Consider the following 18,522-nt stretch of genomic DNA (forward strand, 5'->3'; position numbering starts at 1 on the left):
CATCGGTTACCCAGGCGGCACGGGGGTCAGGCCGCCCCGGGCCAGCACCCGGGCCAGGGACTCCACCACCTGCGGCTGGTAGTCGTGCCCGGTCCCGAGCCTGAGCTGTTCCAGCGCACCCAGTGGCCCGGAGAGCCTTTCCCCGCTGAGGTCGTCGTATGCGTTCACCGCCCGGACGATCCTGGCGGACAGCGGCTGCTCGCGGTAGGGGTCGGCCTGCCGCTCCACCACGACGGCGACCTTCGCGTCCACCCCGGTCTGCCGGACCACCGCACCGCCGAGCAGCGCGATCCGGCGCTGCTCGGCGGCCGGCAGCAGGGCCGTCGCCCCGTCCGGCACCGGGTCGACCAGGGAGAGCTGGCCGATGTCGTGCATCAGCGCCGCGTACTCCAGGACGGTGAGCTCGGGCCCGGACAGGCCCATCTCGCGTCCGACGGCCGTGCACAGCTCGGCCACCCGGCGGGCGTGGCCGTGCGGGGTGTAGCCGGCGATCTCGGTGGACCGGGCGAGCGAGGCGATGGTCTGCCGGTACGTGGTGCGCACGGCGGCGAACCGGCGGTACGAGAGCTGGGTGAGCAGCAGCGGTACGCAGAGCACGGGCAGCGCCCACAGCCCGGCGGCGGCGACCCCGAGCGCCATGACCGCGCCGGTCGCGCAGACGGCCGAGCCGATGCCGGTGAGCGCCCGCAGCTCGTCGCGGAGCAGCGGCCCGTACGGGGCGGGGGCCTGTCCGCCGCGGGGGCCGGGGGGCCGGGTGCGGGCGCGCTGCAGGAACGCGGCGAGCACGGCGTCGCAGAGGGCGGTCAGGCCGAGCAGCAGGAGCAGGAAGGCCGCGTAGTACGGGCCGTCGCCGAACCATCGCTCGCTGCGGCCCGCGTTGTACAGCGGCTGGAAGCAGACGGCGGCAAAGGCCACGGTGAGCAGCCGCCGGGCCACCCGGTCGGCGCCCGGCCCGTCGCCCCGCGCCAGCTGCGGCACCGAGGCGACGAGCTGGGCGGCGGCGAGGACCGCGACGACCTGGAGGGCCCCGTGACTGGTGGGCTGCCCGCCGCTGCGTCCGAGCAGGGCGTACGCGAGCGCCCCGGCGGCCCCGAGAGGCGCGGGCTCCCGCTCCCCCGGGAGGGCGCCCCAGCGGGTCAGCTCCCCGAGGGTGATGAGGGCGCCGAAGGCGAGGGCGTGCCCCGGATCGTGGACCCCGCGCCACAGGGTGTGCCCGAGCCCGGCGGCGGCGAGCACGAGGGCGGCGCCGCGCAGGCCCAGGGTCACGGGTCCCGGGGTCACCGGGGTACCTCGGTGCCGCCGTCGGGCGGTGGGGGGCCGAGGGGCGCCTTGAGGGCCGAGGCGCCCTGAGCGCCGCGGTCGCCGTCCGCCTCGCGCGGGGGCGGCGGCTGCGCGTCGTCCGCCGTGGCCGCCCCGAACCAGCCGTACCGCTCCAGGCCGCGCGCCAGGGCCCGCACCATCTGCGGGTCGAACTGCGTGCCCGCGCACCGCTTCAGTTCCTCCACGGCCGCCGGGACCGGCCGGCCCCGACGGTAGGAGCGGGTCGAGGTCATGGCGTCGAACGCGTCGGCGACGGCAACGATGCGGGCGCACTCGGGGATGCCCCGGCCGGAGAGCCCGTACGGGTATCCGCTGCCGTCGAGGCGTTCGTGGTGGTGCAGGATCGCGGCCCTGGCCTCACCGAGGAAGCCGATGCCCCGGACGATCTCGTGCCCGTACTCGGGGTGCAGCTCGATGACGCGCCGTTCCTCGGGCGTGAGCGGGCCGTCCTTGCGCAGGACGCGGGTGGGCACGCCCAGCTTGCCGATGTCGTGGAGGATGCCGGCGAACCGGAGGACCTCGACGCGCTCCCGGTCCAGGCCCAGTTCGTGCGCGATGAGGACGGAGGCGCGGCCGACCCGTTCGCCGTGGCCCCGGGTGTAGGTGTCCTTGATGTCGACGGCCTGGACGAGCGCCCTGATGGTGGCCCGGTGCGCGGCGTGCTCGCGGTGGTACTGCGCGTAGACCCAGCAGGAGATGTACATGGGCAGCAGGACGAAGAGCGCGGCCAGCGGCCCGTACGAGCTGTTCCAGAGGACGGCCATCATCAGCCCGGCGAGGCCGTGCACCAGGTGGGGGGCGAGCGAGCGCGGCAGGAGCCCGCGCCAGGCGCGCCGGACGGGCAGCCGTTCCGCGACGAGCAGGATCGAGCCGTCGAGGGCGGCGAGCACGGCGCTGAAGGCGAGGGCCGCCGCGCAGACGGGCAGCAGCGCGTAAGGGAGGTCGGGCGGGCTGCCGAGGGCGGCGGGCCCGCCGAGCAGCGCGTGGACGCGGGCGGCGGCCCAGACGGCGACGGCCGGCTCGGCGGCCCGCCAGATCCGGCGGGCGGCGGCGGGCGGTTTGCCGGCCCGGCTCGCCAGGGAGCCGGGGACGGCGACGAGCGCCGCCGCCGCGGGCGGGAGCAGGAAGGCGGCGGCGAGCAGCAGCGGGAAGAACGAACCCGCGCCGACGGAGCCGACCGGGAAGGGGCGACGGCCGAGGAGTTCGCAGGCGAGGTAGAGCCCGGCGAGCAGGGCGAGGGTCGTCCAGGGGGTGCCGGGGCGCAGCGCGGGCCCGGCGCACAGGGCCGCGCCGAGGGCGACGGCGCCGATATGGGCCCGCGCCGCCCCGCGTGTGGCTCTCACCCTCGCTCGCCCCCCAGCTCCGCTCGTGAAGGGGCCACGCTAACGAGCGCGGTGGTCCCGGCGGGTGCCGTTGGGGGCGATTAGCACGTTCGGGTGAAGCGCGGAGGTCCTACTCCTTGGCGGCGCTCGGCACCTCGGGGCCGGAGACCGCGACGTCCTGTTCCGGTACCGCCTGTCCCGAGCGGATGAGGTCGATGCGGCCCATCACCTTGGAACGCAGGTCGGCCGGCACGTCGTCCTGGCCGCAGCAGCGCTTCACCAGCTTCTTGACGGCCTGCTCCAGGCCGTACTTCTCCAGGCACGGGGAGCACTCGACGAAGTGCTCCTCGAACTTGGTGCAGTCGCTGTCGGGCATCTCCCGGTCAAGAAACTCGTAGAGGTGGTCGAGGACCTCTGCGCACTCCGTCTCGTGCGGCTCTCCGCAGCTCATGAGCCCGAGCCTTTCCGATCGTCCGACTCACCGGCGCCGGCGGGGACGAGCCCGCGGTCACGGGCGTAGTCCTCCAGCATGCCGCGCAGTTGACGGCGGCCCCGGTGCAGTCGGGACATCACCGTACCGATGGGAGTCCCCATGATGTCCGCGATCTCCTTGTAGGCAAAGCCCTCGACATCGGCGAGATACACCGCGATGCGGAACTCCTCGGGGATCGCCTGCAACGCCGACTTCACGTCCGAGTCGGGAAGGTGGTCGAGGGCCTGCGACTCGGCGGAGCGCAGCCCGGTCGACATGTGCGACTCGGCGCGGGCCAGCTGCCAGTCCTCGATCTCCTCGGCGGCACTGCGCTGGGGTTCACGCTGCTTCTTGCGGTACGAGTTGATGAACGTGTTGGTGAGGATGCGGTACATCCACGCCTTGAGGTTGGTGCCCTCACGGAACTGGTGGAAGGAGCCGTACGCCTTGGCATACGTCTCCTGGACCAGGTCCTCGGCGTCCGCGGGATTGCGCGTCATGCGCAGGGCGGCCGAGTACATCTGGTCGAGGAAACCGAGGGCGTCGCGCTCGAAACGCGCGTTTCGCTCGGCCGTCGTCTCCTGCGGGCGGCCGTCGTCGGTCCCTGTGTCGGTCCCAGTGACCGGACCCACCTCCTCCAACGCTGGGGCGGAGCCGAAACCGGACCCGCTCGAATCGGAGAATAGTCGACCTTGGTCCGGCGCGGGCTGTCGTTCCGTGCCGCCGAGTGACCGCTCGGGAGTGGTCTTGGCCGCGTGCAGGACCGTCCACTCCAGGTCAGCGGCGTTCGAGCGACGTGGGCAGATGGTCGAACCCATGCGACGGACTCCCTCTCCACTTACGACGTTGGCGTACCGATGTCCGGAACAACAGCGGCCCCCGGCCGGGCATTCCCGGGGGTGCGAGGGGTGCGTGTCACGCCAATTCCGCCACCCATCCGGTGACCGCCGCGGTGAGGATCTCCATCGCCCGCTGCTCGGTGAGCCCGGACCTCTTGGGTACGGAGAAGCCGTGGTCGCCGTACGGCACTTCGGTGATCCGGTAGTCGCCGGGCGGGAATTCGGCGGGCTTCCCGAACGGGTCGTTGCCGCCCTGGACGACGAGCGCGTCCACCCCGCAGTCCAGCAGCTCGTCGGCGCGGCTCTTCTCGGGGCGGCCCGGGGGGTGCAGCGGGAAGCTGAGCGCCAGGACCGCCCGGGCGCCGAGCCCGGCGGCGGTGCGGCAGGCCACGCGGGCCCCGGCGCTGCGTCCCCCGGCGACGACCGGCAGCCCCGGGGCGGTGAGGGCCGGCCAGAGTCCGCGCCAGCCGGTGTCCAGGGTCTTCGGGGCGGGCGCCAGCTTCTTGCCGGCCACCCGCCAGGGCTGCTCCACGAGGGCGACGCTCACGCCGTGCGCGGGCAGGACGGCGCCGAGGGCCTTGAGGTCGCGTGCCTCGATGCCGCCGCCGGCGCCGTGGCCGAGGGCGAGCACGAGGCGCGCGGCGGGGGCGGCGAGCCAGGTGACGCGGGCGGTGCCGGCCCCGGTCTCGACGGTCTCGGCGCGGGGGGTCACGTCGTCGGTGTTCACGGTGTCCATCCAACCAACACCCGGTGGGCGGTGCGGGGACGGCGCGAGCACCGTGGCGTACGGCTCAGAAGAGGGTGCTCACCTCGGGCTCGGCCAGCTCGTCCTTCAGCTCGGGGCCGTTGTTGCGGACGTTGCTGACGGCGGTCGCGACGGGGTAGGCGCGCATCAGGCCGGGCGGCGGCGGTGCGAGCAGGGCGCGCAGTTCCTCGACGTCGGTGCGCGAGGGGTCCAGCCAGTCGTCCCAGCGGTCCGGGGTGAGCATCAGCGGCATCCGGGGGTGGATGTCGGAGAGCGAGGCCGGTCCGTCGGCGGGGGCGACGGCGAGCGGGCCGGTCTCCGCCTCGGTGGTGATCACGGAGCAGGTCACCCACCACGCCTGCGGGTGGTCGTCGGGCAGGGTGCGGTCGCGCCAGAACTCGTAGAGACCGGCCATCGCGAAGACCGAGCCGTCGGCCGGGGTCACGAAGTACGGCTGCTTACGGGGGCGCTTGCGGCGCCCCTTCTCCTCCAGCTGCCGTTCCTCGGCGCCGGTCACCCACTCGTAATAGCCGTCGGCGGGCAGGATGCAGCGCCGGGAGACGAAGGGGCGGCGGAAGGACGGCTTCTCGTGGACGGTCTCGGCCCGGGCGTTGATCATCCGGGCGGCGCCCTCCGGGTTCTTGGCCCAGGACGGGACGAGCCCCCATTTCAGGGCCCGCATCTGGCGAACCGGGCGCTGGTCGTCGGCGTCTTTCACAGGACGTTCCAGTACGGCGTAGACCTCCTTGGTCGGCGCCACGTTGTAATCGGGTTCCAGCGCCTCGGCCGGTTCCCACTTCTCCACCTGGAAGAGTCCGGTCAGGTCCTCGGGCCGCCGACTCGCTGCATACCGTCCGCACATAAGTGCCAGACTGCCACGACCGCCGTCCCGGACGGCCCCCGATCCGGTAAGGAGCCGCCCGCCCCATGGACAGCACCGATCTCGGCAACCTGTGGGACCGCGTCACCGGCACCCAGCCCGCCCCGGAGCAGTGGCTGGTGGTGGTGACGGCGACGGCGGCGCTCATCGCGGTCGTGCCGAACCTCCTGTGGCGGATGTCCCGGAACGCGATCACCATCGCGCACGAGGGCGGCCACGGGCTGGTCGCCCTGCTCTCCGGCCGGCAGCTCTCGGGCATCCGGCTGCACTCGGACACCAGCGGTCTGACGGTGAGCCGGGGCAAGCCGACCGGGATCGGGATGGTGCTGACCGCGGCGGCGGGCTACACCGCGCCCTCGCTGCTCGGGCTCGGCGGCGCCTGGCTGCTGGTGGACGGCCGGATCACGCTGCTGCTGTGGCTGGCGACCGCTCTGCTCGCGGTGATGCTGGTGATGATCCGCAATGTGTACGGGGCGCTGACGGTGATCCTGACCGGCTCGGTGTTCCTGCTGGTCTCCTGGCTCGCCTCACCCGCCTGGCAGTCGTTGTTCGCGTACAGCGCGGTCTGGTTCCTGCTGCTGGGCGGCGTACGCCCGGTGTTCGAGCTCCAGTCGAAGCGGCGGCACGGCGGGGCGCCGGACTCGGACGCGGACCAGCTGTCCCGGCTGACCGACGTCCCGGCGGCGCTCTGGCTGTTCCTCTTCCACGCGGTGTCGCTGTGCTCCCTGATCGGCGGCGGGCGCTGGCTGCTGGGGCTGTGACGGACTGTGACCGGGCTCACGTCCGCCCCAACCTCTAAAGTGAGCGCATGACCGAAAGCACCGTGCACCCCGCCCTCTGGCCCGCCCCCTTCGCGAGCGGCGCCGTCGACGCGACCGTCACGGTGCCGGGTTCCAAGTCCGTCACCAACCGCGCGCTGGTGCTCGCGGCGCTCTCCTCGGAGCCGGGCTGGCTGCGCCGCCCGCTGCGCTCCCGGGACACCCTGCTGATGGCGGACGCGCTCCGGGCGATGGGCGTACGCATCGAGGAGACGGTGTCCTCCAGTTCCGCCGCGACCGGTGCGGCCGCCGGTGCGGAGTCCTCGGGCGAGGCGTGGCGGGTCATCCCGGCCCCGCTGCACGGCCCGGTCACCGTCGACGTCGGCAACGCCGGTACGGTCATGCGCTTCCTGCCCCCGGTGGCCACGCTCGCCGACGGCCCCGTCCGCTTCGACGGCGACCCCCGCTCCTACGAGCGCCCGCTGACCGGGGTGATCGAGGCCCTGCGCGTCCTCGGCGCCCGGATCGACGACGACTCCCGGGGCTCGCTGCCGATGACCGTGCACGGCAGCGGTGTGCTGGACGGCGGACCGGTCACGATCGACGCCTCCTCGTCCTCCCAGTTCGTCTCGGCGCTGCTGCTGTCCGCGCCGCGCTTCAACCAGGGCGTGGAGGTCCGGCACACCGGCGACCGGCTGCCCTCGATGCCGCACATCCGGATGACCGTCGACATGCTCCGGGCCGTCGGCGCGCAGGTGGACGAGCCGGAGACCGGCGGCGAGCCGAACGTCTGGCGGGTCTCCCCCTCGGCGCTCCTCGGCCGCGACCTGACCATCGAGCCGGACCTGTCCAACGCCCAGCCGTTCCTGGCGGCGGCGCTGGTGACGGGCGGCCGGGTGACGATCCCGGACTGGCCGGCGCGCACCACGCAGCCCGGTGACGCGCTGCGCGAGATCTTCACCGCGATGGGCGGCAGCTGCGAACTCACCGAGCACGGGCTGACCTTCAACGGCTCCGGCCGCGTCCACGGCATCGACGTGGACCTCTCCGAGGTCGGCGAGCTCACCCCGGGCATCGCCGCCGTCGCCGCCCTGGCCGACTCCCCCTCCACGCTGAGCGGCGTCGCCCATCTGCGGCTGCACGAGACGGACCGGCTGGCCGCGCTCACCAAGGAGATCAACGAGCTGGGCGGTGACGTCACCGAGACGGCGGACGGCCTGCACATCCGCCCGCGCCCGCTGCACGGCGGCACCTTCCATACGTACGACGACCACCGGATGGCCACCGCGGGGTCGGTCATCGGCCTCGCCGTCCCCGGAGTGGAGATCGAGAACGTGGCGACGACCGCCAAGACCCTGCCGGACTTCCCGCAGATGTGGACCGGAATGCTCGGGGCCTGAGACATGCGCCGCTACGGCAAGAACCCCGACGAGGACGACATCCGCGTCCGCCCCAACCGCAAGGGCAACCGCCCGCGCACCCACATCCGGCCCAAGCACGAGGACGCCGAGGACGGCATGGTCCTCACCGTGGACCGGGGCCGCCTCACCGTCCTGGTCGGCGACCGCACGGTCGTCGCGATGAAGGCCCGCGAACTGGGCCGCAAGGCCGCGGTGGTCGGCGACACCGTCTCGCTCGTCGGCGACCTGTCCGGCGACAAGGACACCCTCGCCCGGATCGTCCGCATCGGTGAGCGGCGCTCGGTGCTGCGCCGGACGGCGGATGACGACGACCCGTTCGAGCGGGTCGTCGTGGCCAACGCGGACCAGCTGGCGATCGTGACCGCGCTGGCCGATCCGGAACCGCGTCCGCGGATGATCGACCGGTGCCTGGTCGCCGCGTACGACGGAGGGCTCTCCCCGCTCCTGGTGCTGACCAAGTCCGACCTGGCGTCCCCGGACACGCTGCTGGGCGCGTACACCCCGCTGGGGGTGCCGTTCGTCGTCACCAGCCGCGAGGAGCTGGAGAACGGGGACGCGGCCGACCGGGTCCGCGAGCAGCTCGACGGCCGGGTGACGGCCTTCGTCGGACACTCGGGCGTCGGCAAGACCACGCTGGTCAACGCACTGGTGCCGAAGGAGAAGCGGCGCACCACGGGGGTCGTCAACGCGGTGACCGGCCGGGGCCGGCACACCACCACGTCGGCCCTGGCGCTGCCGCTGCCGGGGTACCGGGGCTGGGTGATCGACACCCCCGGGGTGCGCTCGTTCGGGCTGAACCACATCGACCCGTCGCGGGTCATCAACGCCTTCCCGGACCTCCAGCCCGGTACGGAGGAGTGCCCGCGCGGCTGCACCCACGACAGCCACGAACCGGAATGCGCGCTGGACGCCTGGGTGGCGGCGGGGCACGCGGACCCGGCGCGGCTGGACTCGTTGCGCCGGCTGCTCTCCACCCGTAACCGGCGCGAGGGCGACTGATCTCCGACCGGGCCGGGAACGTTTGCGATCACTCGCTTCCGGTAAGTGCATAATCACGCCCAGCGGCACCGGCCGGTGCGGGGCGGACGGCGATGCGGGAGGGTGCGGACGATGGCATGGCTGCTGGTCGTGGTCGCGGGACTTCTGGAGACCGGGTTCGCGGTCTGCCTGAAGCTCTCGCACGGCTTCACCCGGCTGTGGCCGACCATCGCGTTCTGCATCTTCGCGCTGGGCAGCTTCGGTCTGCTGACCCTGTCCCTGAAGAAGCTCGACGTCGGGCCCGCGTACGCGGTGTGGACCGGCATCGGCGCGGCGGGCACGGCCATCTACGGCATGGTCTTCCTCGGTGACGTGGTCTCCACGCTCAAGCTGGTGTCGATCTCGCTGGTGATCCTCGGCGTGATCGGCCTCCAGCTCTCCGGCTCCGCGCACTGACCGCTCCGGCCCGTGTGGCCCGGCTCACCGGCGGGTCGCTACTGTGACGGCATGCCCGATTACCACGATGATCTGCGCCTGGCCCACGTACTGGCGGACGCCGCCGACGCGGTGACGATGGACCGGTTCAAGGCTCTGGACCTCAAGGTCGAGACCAAGCCGGACATGACGCCGGTGAGCGAGGCCGACAAGGCCGCCGAGGAGTTGATCCGGGGCCATCTGCACCGGGCGCGCCCGCGCGACGCGATCCTGGGCGAGGAGTACGGCATCGAGGGCACGGGCCCGCGGCGCTGGGTGATCGACCCGATCGACGGCACCAAGAACTACGTGCGGGGTGTGCCGGTCTGGGCGACGCTGATCTCGCTCATGGAGGCGGGAGAGGATGGCTTCCAGCCCGTCGTCGGCGTGGTGTCGGCGCCCGCGCTGAGCCGGCGCTGGTGGGCGGCGAAGGGCTCGGGCGCGTACACCGGGCGCAGCCTGACCTCGGCGACCCGGCTCCAGGTCTCCCGGGTGGAGCGGATCGCGGACGCCTCGTTCGCGTACTCCTCGCTGACCGGCTGGGAGGAGCAGGGGCGGCTCGACGGGTTCCTGGACCTGACCCGGGCCTGCTGGCGCACCCGGGGCTACGGGGACTTCTGGCCGTACATGATGGTCGCGGAGGGGTCCGTGGACATGTGCGCGGAGCCGGAGCTCTCGCTGTGGGACATGGCGGCGAACGCGATCGTCGTCCAGGAGGCGGGCGGCCGGTTCACCAGTCTGGACGGTGTGGACGGGCCGGGCGGCGGGAACGGGGCGGCGTCCAACGGCGCGCTCCACCGCGAGCTGCTGGGTTACCTGAACCAGCGTTACTGAGTGCGCCCCGCCCGCAGGGCGGCGTAAAGGACATTCGAGGGGCGTGCGGGGAGTCCGCGCGCCCCTCTTCTGATCTTCGCGACCCCTTGTCGCCCTCCCGTATCGGTGCAACTCTGAGGATTCTCCCACTTGTGAACTTGTGAATCGGCTCACGCGGTCGCTTCACAGAGGAGGTGGCACCCTTCATGCTCGTCCGTGACGCCATGAGCACGATGGTCCTCACCATCGGCCCGGCCCATACCCTGCGCCAGGCCGCCCGGCTGATGTCGGCCCGCCGGATCGGGGCGGCCGTCGTCCACGACCCCGATACCTGCGGGCTCGGCATCCTCACCGAGCGCGACATCCTCAACGCCGTCGGCGCGGGCCAGGACCCCGACACCGAGACGGCCTCCGCCCACACCACCACCGACGTCGTCTTCGCCGCGCCCGGCTGGACGCTCGAAGAGGCCGCGGCGGCCATGACGCACGGCGGCTTCCGCCACCTGATCGTCCTCGACGACGGCGGCCCGGTAGCCATCGTCTCGGTCCGCGACATCATCCGCTGCTGGACGCCCGCGCCCCGCCGCCCGGCCGCGCTGGTCGGCTGACGGACACCTCCGCTCACGCGACCGGCCCGGCCCCCGCGGGTGCGGGGCCGGGCCGGTCGTACGGCCGGGGGACTCAGGCGCGCAGCGCCTGCACGGCCGCCTCCAGCCGTTTGCCGAAGTCCTCGTCGGCGCGGCGGAAGTTGCCGATCGCGCGCTCGGCGATGTCGTCGCGCGAGACCTGCGCGATGAAGCCGGAGAGATTGTCGACCAGCCGGGCCTTCTCGTCCTCGGTCATGAGCCGGTAGAGGTTCCCGGCCTGCGTGAAGTCGTCGTCCTCGGCGTGCCTCGGGGTCTCGTGGTTGCCCGTGCCGCCGGTGACGTCGATGGCGCCCCAGAGCGGCCGGCCGGTCTCGGCGGGGCCGCCGAAGCTGTTCGGCTCGTAGTTCTTCGCGCCCTTGTGGCGGCCGTCGTACAGGTAGCCGTCCCGGCTGTTGGTCCGCGCCTCGGTGGCGTGCGGGCGGTTCACCGGGAGGTGGTCGGCGTTGATGCCGACGCGGTAGCGGTGCGCGTCGCCGTACGCGAAGAGACGGCCCTGGAGCATCTTGTCCGGGGACGGGCCGATGCCGGGCACGAAGTGCGCCGGGCTGAAGATGGACTGCTCGACCTCGGCGAAGATGTTCTCCGGGTTGCGGTTGAGCTCCAGCTTGCCGATCTCGACCGGCGGGTAGTCCGCGTGCGGCCACACCTTGGTGAGGTCGAACGGGTTGAAGCGGTACGTCGCCGCCTCGGCGGCCGGCATGATCTGCACCTGCACGGTCCAGGACGGGAAGTCACCGCGCTCGATGGACTCGCGCAGGTCCCGCTGGTGGCTGTCCGGGTCCACGCCCGCGAGGCGGGCGGCCTCGTCCGCGGTGAGGTTCTTGATGCCCTGGTCGGTCTTGAAGTGGTACTTGACCCAGAACACCTCGCCGGCCTCGTTCTGCCACTGGTAGGTGTGCGAGCCGAAGCCGTCCATGTGCCGGTACGAGGCGGGGATGCCCCGGTCGCCGAAGAGCCAGGTCACCTGGTGGGTGGACTCGGGCGAGAGTCCCCAGAAGTCCCAGATGTTGTCCGCCTCCGAGGAGCCGGTGTACGGGTCGCGCTTCTGGGTGTGGATGAAGTCGGGGAACTTGATGGCGTCCCGGATGAAGAACACCGGGGTGTTGTTGCCGACGAGGTCGTAGTTGCCGTCCTCGGTGTAGAACTTCAGCGCGAAACCGCGCGGGTCGCGCACGGCGTCGGCGGCGCCGAGGTTGCCGGCGACCGTGGAGAAGCGCAGGAACGTCTCGGTCTGCTTGCCGGCCTCCGAGAGGAACTTCGCCCGCGTCCACCGCGACACGTCACGGGTCAGCGTGAACGTCCCGTACGCGCCGGCGCCCCGGGCGTGCACCACGCGCTCCGGAATGCGCTCGCGGTTGAAGTGCGCCAGCTTCTCCATCAGCAGCTGGTCCTGCACCAGGACCGGGCCGCCGGCACCGGCGGTCTCGCTGTTCTGGTTGTCGGCGACCGGTGCGCCTGCCTCCGTGGTGAGCGGTCCCTGCGTCACGTGCGCCTCCTGCGTCGTTTCCGCACGTCATGCCGTCATGCCGTGCCCCTGCGTGCGGCCTTCCTGTCCTCCGGCCGACGCCTAAGCGATCCTACATTGGACAAAGTCCAAGTCAAATGGGCATCCAAAGTCGCACCCATTCAAGACCTGGCCCGCGCGCTGCTAGACTGGCGCCCATGAGTGACCTGCTGGAACGACTTCGAGGACGCGGCTGGCGCATGACCGCGCAGCGGCGCGTCGTGGCCGAGGTCCTCGACGGGGACCATGTGCACCTGACCGCCGACGAGGTCCACGCCCGCGCGGTGGCCAAGCTGCCCGAGATCTCCCGAGCCACGGTCTACAACACGCTGGGCGAGATGGTGAGCCTCGGCGAGGTCATCGAGGTCTCCACCGACCGCCGCGCCAAGCGCTACGACCCCAACGCGCACCGCGCCCACCACCACCTGGTGTGCGCGCGGTGCGGCGCCATCCGCGACGTGCACCCGTCGGGCGACCCGTTGGCGGACCTGCCCGCCGGTGAGCGCTTCGGCTTCACGATCTCCGGCGTCGAACTGACCTACCGGGGCATCTGCCCGGACTGCGCCGCTACGGCCTGAACGCACCGCGCCGCCCTCCGCGCCCACGCCGGGGGGCGGCTTTCGTATGCGCAGCGGTTTTTGCGTGCGCATACGACTGAGGGCCGGATCTTCGAAAAGATCCGGCCCTCAGTCTTCAGTAGCGGGGACAGGATTTGAACCTGCGACCTCTGGGTTATGAGCCCAGCGAGCTACCGAGCTGCTCCACCCCGCGTCGTTGTGTTCACAACCCTACGGGACGGTTCGGACCAGCGCAAATTCGTTTGAGCAGCGGCGCTCGCACGGGGCGCCCGGCCGCCCCCGGGGCTCACGCCGTCAGCTCCTGGTGCAGGGCCTCGCGCAGGCGCGCCGCGCGTTCCGCGACCTCGGCCGGGCCCAGCTCGACCGCCCGGGCGCACCACCGCTGCCCCTCCGCCAGCTCACCGCGGCGCGCGGCGAGCAGGGCCAGGCGCAGCGCGGCCCGCCCGTGGCCGTCGGCGGCGGCGCGGGTCCACCACAGGGCGGCCTCGCGCTCGCTGCCCTCGCGGGCCAGGAGCAGGCCGAGGTTGAACGCTCCGTTGCGGCTGCCGGACTCGGCCGCCTCCCGGTACCAGTGCCCGGCGCTCTCCACGTCGCCCCGGGAGGCGGCGAGCATGCCGACGCGGACCTGGGCGCGGCGGTGCCCCTGCTCGGCGGCCCGCTCGTACCACTCCTCGCACTCGGTCTTCTCGGGCAGCGGCTCGCCCAGCGCCGGCGGCCCGGGCGGCGGCTGCCGCGCGTCGAGCAGACCGGCCAGCCGGAAGGCCGCCTCCGCGCTGCCGCCCCCCGCCGCGCAGCGCAGATGGCGCTCGGCCTCCTGCTCCTCGCCGTGGTGCAGGAGCGCCATGCCGACCTGGAGGGCCGCCTCGGTGTGCCCGGCCGCCGCGGCCCGCTCGTACCAGAGGAGGGCGGTGCGGTCCTCGTCGCGCCCGGCGTAGAGGATGCCGAGGTTGAAGGCCGCGTCGACGCTGCCCGCCTCGGCCGCCTTGGAGAACCAGGGCTCGGCGCCGGCCGGGTCGCCGGCCTGGAGCAGGAGCACGGCGAGCGCGTTGGCAGCCTCGCGATGGCCCGCGTAGGCGGCGCGGCGGTACCACTGCTCGGCCTGGGCGGTGCGGTCCTGGGCGGCGCAGAGCAGCCCGAGGTTGTACGCGCCGTTGACGTCGCCCGCGTCCATCGCCGCGCGGTACCAGCGCTCGGCGGTCTGCTGCTCTCCCCGGGCCGCGTGCAGTGCGCCGAGGGCGTTCGCGGCGTTGCCGTCCCCGTCCTGGGCGGCGCGCAGCCACCACACGGCCGCGCTCTCCCGGTCGCCCGCGTCGCGCAGCAGGAAGCCGAGCGCGCAGGCGGCCCGGGCCTCGCCCGCCTTGGCCGAGATGAGGTACCAGCGGCCGGCCTCCTTGAGCTCGCCGCGCTGTTCGAGGATCGCGCCGAGGTGCAGGGCGGCGCGCCGGTGACCGCGCGCGGCGGCCTGCCGGTACCACTGCTCGGCCTCCCCCCCGCCGCGCGTGTGGCCGGGGCCGGCGACCGGGCCGTCGCCGTCGGCGGTGCGGCGGGGCGCGGCGGGCTCCGCGCCGGAGCGCGGGCCCAGGGCGGGGCGGCCGAAGACCTCGTGCGGGGCGTCGGCGGCGTTGCGCTCCAGGAGGCGCGCCAGCCGGTAGGCCGCCTCGCGGTGGCCCTGCTCGGCGGCAGCGCGCAGCCAGCGCTCCGCGCCGACGTCGCTGCGGTGCTCCAGGAGGTCGGCGAGGGCGTAGGCGCCGAGCGCGTGGCCCTGCTCGGCGGACTGGCGCAGCCAGTACTCGGCGGCGGGCTCGTCCCCGCGCTCGCGGAAGTGCCGGCCCAGGGCGTGCGCGGCGGCGGCGGACCCGGCCACGGCGGCGGTGCGCCACCAGCCGGCCGCCTCGTCCGGGTAGCCGCGCTGGTGCAGCAGGACGCCCAGGTTGTTGGCGGCGGCCCGGTCCCCGTCGGCGGTGGCGCCCCGCAGATAGGGCTCGGCGCCGGCGAGGTCGCCCCGGCGCAGGAGCAGCGCGCCGAGCACGCTCATCGACGCGGTGTCACCGGCGTCGGCAGCACGGCGGTGGCGGGCCTCGGTCTCCGCGCCGTCCGCGCTCGCCTCGGCCTCCGCCCGCTCGGCGTTCTCCACGCCGTCGGCGGTCTCGATGGTCGCTGCGGTCTCGGCGGTCGCGGCACTCTCCGCGTTCTCGGAAGTCTGGGCGGTCTCGGAAGTCTGGGCGGTCTCGACGCTCTCGATGATGTCGTTGTACTGCTCGGCGGCAGCGGCAAACACCGCATCCGCCATCTTTTCCGCCGGATGGACGTGACTCCGCGCAAACCGCCCTGTCTTCAACAGAGTTGCCCTGTCCCCCATAAATACCATCGTCGCACCACCTGTAACCCGCGTACACCTGGTATATCGCGGTCAGTGACGTCACTTCAGCGTTTTGTCGACATGCCCACAGAGAGACAAGTCAAACACGTCCCCGGCCAACACGTGCCCCTCGAACCGCACTTCACGCCCACCTCGCGAAACAGGCCGTCACGGCACGACGAAGGCCCGGATCCCCTGGAGGATCCGGGCCTTCGTCGTGCAGTAGCGGGGACAGGATTTGAACCTGCGACCTCTGGGTTATGAGCCCAGCGAGCTACCGAGCTGCTCCACCCCGCGTCGTTGTGTTCAAACCGTACCACGACGCGGAGGTGGAGCTTTACCGGGTTACTCAGCCCCCGCCCTCATCGCCCGCCTTGTCCGAAGCGCTGGCTTGGCTCGCCTTGTCACTCTTGTCTGCCTTGTCGGCCTTGCCGTCATCGGGCTTGTCGGCCTTGCCGTCGCCGCCCGCCTTGGACTGGGCCGCGGCCGCCCGCTCCAGCGCGTCCTGGAGATCGGTCTGCGCCTTGCCGTAGGCGGCCCAGTCCTGCTTCTTCAGCGCCGCCTCGCCTTCCGTGTACGCCTTCTGGGCATCGGCGATCGCCTTCTTGAGCGCGGCGTCCCCGGTGGCCGGCGGCTGACTGGTGTCCGGTGGCTCGGTCGTGTCGCCCGGTGGCTCGCTCGTATCCGAACCCTCGGCGCCGAACACGGCGTTCAGGGCCTCGCCGAGGCTGTTCTCGAAGACGATCTTCGAGCCGTACGAGGCGGCGACCTTGCGCAGCAGCGGGTAGTTCTGCGTCCCACCGCGCGTGTAGACCGGCTCGATGTAGAGGAAGCCCCCTTCGAGCGGCACCGTCAGCAGGTTGCCGTACTCGATGTCGGAGTCGGTGCCCTTGAGGTTCCTCACGAACTCGGCGACGTCGTCGTTGCCGTTGAGCTCACTCTGCACCTGCCCGGGGCCCTTCACCGCACCGGTGACTCTCAGGAGCCTTATGGTGCCGTAGTCCTTGCTGGCCGCGTCGGCGTCCACCGCCATGAACGCCCCGAGGTCGGGCCGCCCCTTCGGGGTGAACGTCGTGGTCAGCGAGAACTTCTGAGCCGTCTGACCCGGCATCTTTATGCTCAGGTAGTACGGCGGGACGGAGCCGGACTCCTTGTTGGTCGGGTCGTCCGGGACCTGCCAGGCGTCACTGCCGCTGTAGAACTGCGCGGGACTTGTGACGTGGTAGCGGGTCAGCAGCTCGCGCTGCACCTTGAACAGGTCCTGCGGGTAGCGCAGGTGGTCCATCAGCTCCTGCGGGATGTCCGCCTTGGGCTTCACGGTCCCGGGGAACGCCTTGCGCCAGGTCTTCAGGACCGGGTCCTGCGTGTCCCACTCGTACAGCGTGACCGTGCCGTCGTACGCGTCGACGGTGGCCTTCACCGAGTTGCGGATGTAGTTGACCTGGTTCTGCTGGGCGACGACCGCGCGCTGGTTGGTGGTCAGCGAGTCGGCCGTGGTGTCACCGAGCGTGGTGCGCGAGGCGTACGGGTAGCCGTTGGTCGTCGTGTAGGCGTCGACCACCCACTGGATGCGCTTGTTCACCACGGCCGGGTAGGCGTCGCCGTCGATGGTGAGCCAGGGGGCCACCGCCTCGACGCGCTCCTTGGGCGTGCGGTTGTAGAGAATCCGCGAACCGTCGCCGATGGCGCCCGAGTAGAGGATCTGCGGCTCGCTGAACGCCACCGCGTACGCGGCGCGGTTGAACGTGTTGGAGAGACTGACCCCGCTGTCGCCCTTGTAGCTGGTGGTCTTCTCGCCGTCCTCCTCGTAGTCGAGCTCCTTCTGGGGCCCGCCGACGATGGAGTACTGCTCGGTCTTCTCGCCGTAGTAGATCTCCTGCTTGTACGTGCCCAGGTCGCCGGTGGTCGGCAGCCCGGACTCGGTGAAGTCGGGAGACCCCTTCGGGTTCTTGCCGGTGGTGGTCCCGCGGGCGGCGATGGCGCCGTAGCCGTGGGTGTAGGTGAAGTGGTCGTTGATCCAGTTGCGCTTGGGAATGCCCTGGATGTTGAGCTCGCGCAGACCGATGACCGTGTCCTGCTCCTTGCCCGCTTCGTCCTTGTAGCGGTCGACGTCCAGCGTCTTGGGGAACTGGTAGTAGTTCCTCTTCTGCTGGAGCTGCTGGAAGGCCGGCGAGACGACGTTGGGGTCCATCACCCGGTAGCTGGCCGCGTCGTTCGCAGCCGCCCGGAGCTTGGCGTCGTCGTCCTCGGTGGACTTGCCCGTGTAGTCCGAGACCTGCGCGTCGTCGATGTCGTACGCGTTGCGCGTGGCCTCGATGTTCTTCCGGATGAACGGGGCTTCCTTGGCCTGCTCGTTCGGCTGGACCTGGAACTTCTGCACGATGGCCGGGTAGAGGCCGCCGATCAGGATGGCCGAGAGGACCATGAGACCGAAGCCGATCACCGGCAGCTGCCAGGTGCGCCGCCAGAGCGTCGCGAAGAACAGCACGGCGCAGATCGCGGCGATGCAGAACAGGATCGTCTTCGCCGGAAGGTACGCGTTGGCGTCGACGTACCGCAGCCCCGTCCAGTTGTCCGTGGCCTTGAAGTCACTGGACTTCACCGCCAGGCCGTACCGGTCGAGCCAGTAGGCCACGGCCTTCAGCGCGACGAAGACCCCGAGCAGCACCGACAGGTGGCCGGTGGCCGCACCCGTCGCCCGCGCGCCGGGGCTGGTGACGCGCAGCCCGCCGTACAGGTAGTGGGTCAGCGCGGCGGCGATCAGCGAGAGCACCGTGGCCGCGAACCCGAAGCCCAGCAGGAAGCGGTACCAGGGCAGGTCGAAGGCGTAGAACGACACGTCCAGATGGAACTGGGGGTCCTTCTGGCCGAACGACACGCCGTTCACGTACATCAGCCAGGTCCGCCACTGACCCGAGGCGGAGGCGCCGGCGATCAGACCGACCAGCGCGGTGACCGCGAGCAGCACCCACTTCTTGTACGGGGCGAGGCCCATCCGGTAGCGGTCCAGGCTCTGCTGCTCCAGCGACATCGCGCTCAGCGGCGGCCGGAGCCGGTGCGCGAGCCAGATGTTCAGGCCGACGGCCAGGGCCATCAGCAGTCCGAAGACGAGGAACAGCCCGATCTTGGTCCACAGGGTGGTGGTGAAGACGGACGAATACGCGACCGACCTGTACCAGAGCCAGTCCGTCCAGAACCCGGCGAACATGACGAACGCCATGGCGAGAATCGCCAGGACGCCCAGAGTCATGAGCAGGGTTCGGGCGCGCCGGGACGGGCGGCCGACTCTGATCCGTGGCCCGGTCGGGCCTCCGCCGCGGTCCGGCATCTGGAAAGCCAACGTGCGCACCTCGAAGTTCGCGGGTCGTGTGGAGCGGGCCCAGCGATCGTAGAGCCCATCCCTTCAACTTAC

16 protein-coding genes and 2 tRNA genes are annotated in these 18,522 nt (G+C 72.0%); 7 read left to right on the forward strand and 11 right to left on the reverse strand.

Annotated elements, in window-relative coordinates; all coding sequences use genetic code 11:
- Positions 1–6 precede the first annotated feature (6 nt).
- From ACFUJY_RS07155 to ACFUJY_RS07180, 6 genes are all read right to left on the reverse strand, one after another.
- Entirely contained in the window at positions 7–1,281 is a 1,275-nt protein-coding gene (locus ACFUJY_RS07155; protein ID WP_383295727.1) for an HD-GYP domain-containing protein, read from the reverse strand.
- Positions 1,278–2,663: an HD-GYP domain-containing protein gene (locus tag ACFUJY_RS07160; protein WP_383295730.1), complete on the reverse strand. Its 1,386-nt coding sequence runs from the start codon at positions 2,661–2,663 to the stop codon at positions 1,278–1,280. The genes ACFUJY_RS07155 and ACFUJY_RS07160 overlap by 4 nt, the downstream gene beginning before the upstream one ends.
- Positions 2,664–2,772: 109 nt before the next feature.
- Positions 2,773–3,093, reverse strand: a complete 321-nt coding sequence (gene rsrA / locus ACFUJY_RS07165) for a mycothiol system anti-sigma-R factor (protein WP_164401170.1) — start codon at positions 3,091–3,093, stop codon at positions 2,773–2,775.
- Positions 3,090–3,746: a sigma-70 family RNA polymerase sigma factor gene (locus tag ACFUJY_RS07170; protein WP_018105559.1), complete on the reverse strand. Its 657-nt coding sequence runs from the start codon at positions 3,744–3,746 to the stop codon at positions 3,090–3,092. Before ACFUJY_RS07170 ends, rsrA begins: the two co-directional genes overlap by 4 nt.
- Before the next feature lie 283 nt (positions 3,747–4,029).
- A complete protein-coding gene (locus ACFUJY_RS07175; RefSeq protein ID WP_383295735.1) occupies positions 4,030–4,689 on the reverse strand; it encodes an alpha/beta family hydrolase in 660 nt (219 codons plus the stop codon).
- Positions 4,690–4,744: 55 nt separating this feature from the next.
- Entirely contained in the window at positions 4,745–5,560 is an 816-nt protein-coding gene (locus ACFUJY_RS07180; RefSeq protein ID WP_383295737.1) for an SOS response-associated peptidase, read from the reverse strand.
- Positions 5,561–5,625: 65 nt separating this feature from the next.
- On the opposite strand from ACFUJY_RS07180, the gene ACFUJY_RS07185 reads away from it, so the two are divergent.
- From ACFUJY_RS07185 to ACFUJY_RS07210, 6 genes are all read left to right on the forward strand, one after another.
- The gene (locus ACFUJY_RS07185) at positions 5,626–6,339 is read left to right on the forward strand and encodes a M50 family metallopeptidase (RefSeq protein ID WP_383295739.1); all 714 of its coding nucleotides are present in this window, start codon (positions 5,626–5,628) and stop codon (positions 6,337–6,339) included.
- A 47-nt stretch (positions 6,340–6,386) separates the two neighbouring features.
- Positions 6,387–7,736 (forward strand): 3-phosphoshikimate 1-carboxyvinyltransferase, encoded by a 1,350-nt coding sequence (gene aroA, locus ACFUJY_RS07190; protein WP_383295742.1) that lies wholly within the window; start codon positions 6,387–6,389, stop codon positions 7,734–7,736.
- A 3-nt stretch (positions 7,737–7,739) separates the two neighbouring features.
- On the forward strand, positions 7,740–8,756 hold the full coding sequence (gene rsgA, locus ACFUJY_RS07195) for a ribosome small subunit-dependent GTPase A (RefSeq protein WP_383295744.1): 1,017 nt from the start codon (positions 7,740–7,742) through the stop codon (positions 8,754–8,756).
- 111 nt (positions 8,757–8,867) lie between these two features.
- A complete protein-coding gene (locus tag ACFUJY_RS07200) occupies positions 8,868–9,191 on the forward strand; it encodes a DMT family transporter (RefSeq protein ID WP_383295747.1) in 324 nt (107 codons plus the stop codon).
- Between the two features lie 51 nt (positions 9,192–9,242).
- Positions 9,243–10,043 carry a histidinol-phosphatase gene (gene hisN / locus ACFUJY_RS07205; RefSeq protein WP_383295750.1) on the forward strand — a complete coding sequence of 267 codons (801 nt, stop codon included), beginning with the start codon at positions 9,243–9,245 and terminating at the stop codon, positions 10,041–10,043.
- A gap of 185 nt (positions 10,044–10,228) precedes the next feature.
- The gene (locus tag ACFUJY_RS07210) at positions 10,229–10,630 is read left to right on the forward strand and encodes a cyclic nucleotide-binding/CBS domain-containing protein (RefSeq protein ID WP_383295753.1); all 402 of its coding nucleotides are present in this window, start codon (positions 10,229–10,231) and stop codon (positions 10,628–10,630) included.
- 73 nt (positions 10,631–10,703) lie between these two features.
- Here ACFUJY_RS07210 and ACFUJY_RS07215 read toward each other — a convergent pair whose 3' ends face one another.
- Positions 10,704–12,155, reverse strand: a complete 1,452-nt coding sequence (locus ACFUJY_RS07215) for a catalase (protein ID WP_383295756.1) — start codon at positions 12,153–12,155, stop codon at positions 10,704–10,706.
- Positions 12,156–12,331: 176 nt separating this feature from the next.
- Between ACFUJY_RS07215 and ACFUJY_RS07220 the strand changes: the two genes are divergently transcribed.
- Positions 12,332–12,751, forward strand: a complete 420-nt coding sequence (locus ACFUJY_RS07220) for a Fur family transcriptional regulator (protein WP_143622241.1) — start codon at positions 12,332–12,334, stop codon at positions 12,749–12,751.
- Positions 12,752–12,870: 119 nt separating this feature from the next.
- Here ACFUJY_RS07220 and ACFUJY_RS07225 read toward each other — a convergent pair.
- The 4 genes from ACFUJY_RS07225 to ACFUJY_RS07240 all read right to left on the reverse strand — a co-directional run bounded on the left by ACFUJY_RS07225 (position 12,871) and on the right by ACFUJY_RS07240 (position 18,438).
- A tRNA-Met gene (locus ACFUJY_RS07225) sits at positions 12,871–12,944 on the reverse strand.
- 93 nt (positions 12,945–13,037) lie between these two features.
- Positions 13,038–15,041, reverse strand: a complete 2,004-nt coding sequence (locus tag ACFUJY_RS07230) for a sel1 repeat family protein (RefSeq protein ID WP_383295758.1) — start codon at positions 15,039–15,041, stop codon at positions 13,038–13,040.
- A 292-nt stretch (positions 15,042–15,333) separates the two neighbouring features.
- A tRNA-Met gene (locus ACFUJY_RS07235) sits at positions 15,334–15,407 on the reverse strand.
- Between the two features lie 52 nt (positions 15,408–15,459).
- Positions 15,460–18,438 carry a UPF0182 family protein gene (locus ACFUJY_RS07240; protein ID WP_383296467.1) on the reverse strand — a complete coding sequence of 993 codons (2,979 nt, stop codon included), beginning with the start codon at positions 18,436–18,438 and terminating at the stop codon, positions 15,460–15,462.
- Between the last annotated feature and the right edge of the window lie 84 nt (positions 18,439–18,522).

Origin of the sequence: Streptomyces sp. NPDC057249 (assembly GCF_042669245.1) — a bacterium.
Classification (GTDB): Bacteria; Actinomycetota; Actinomycetes; order Streptomycetales; family Streptomycetaceae; genus Streptomyces.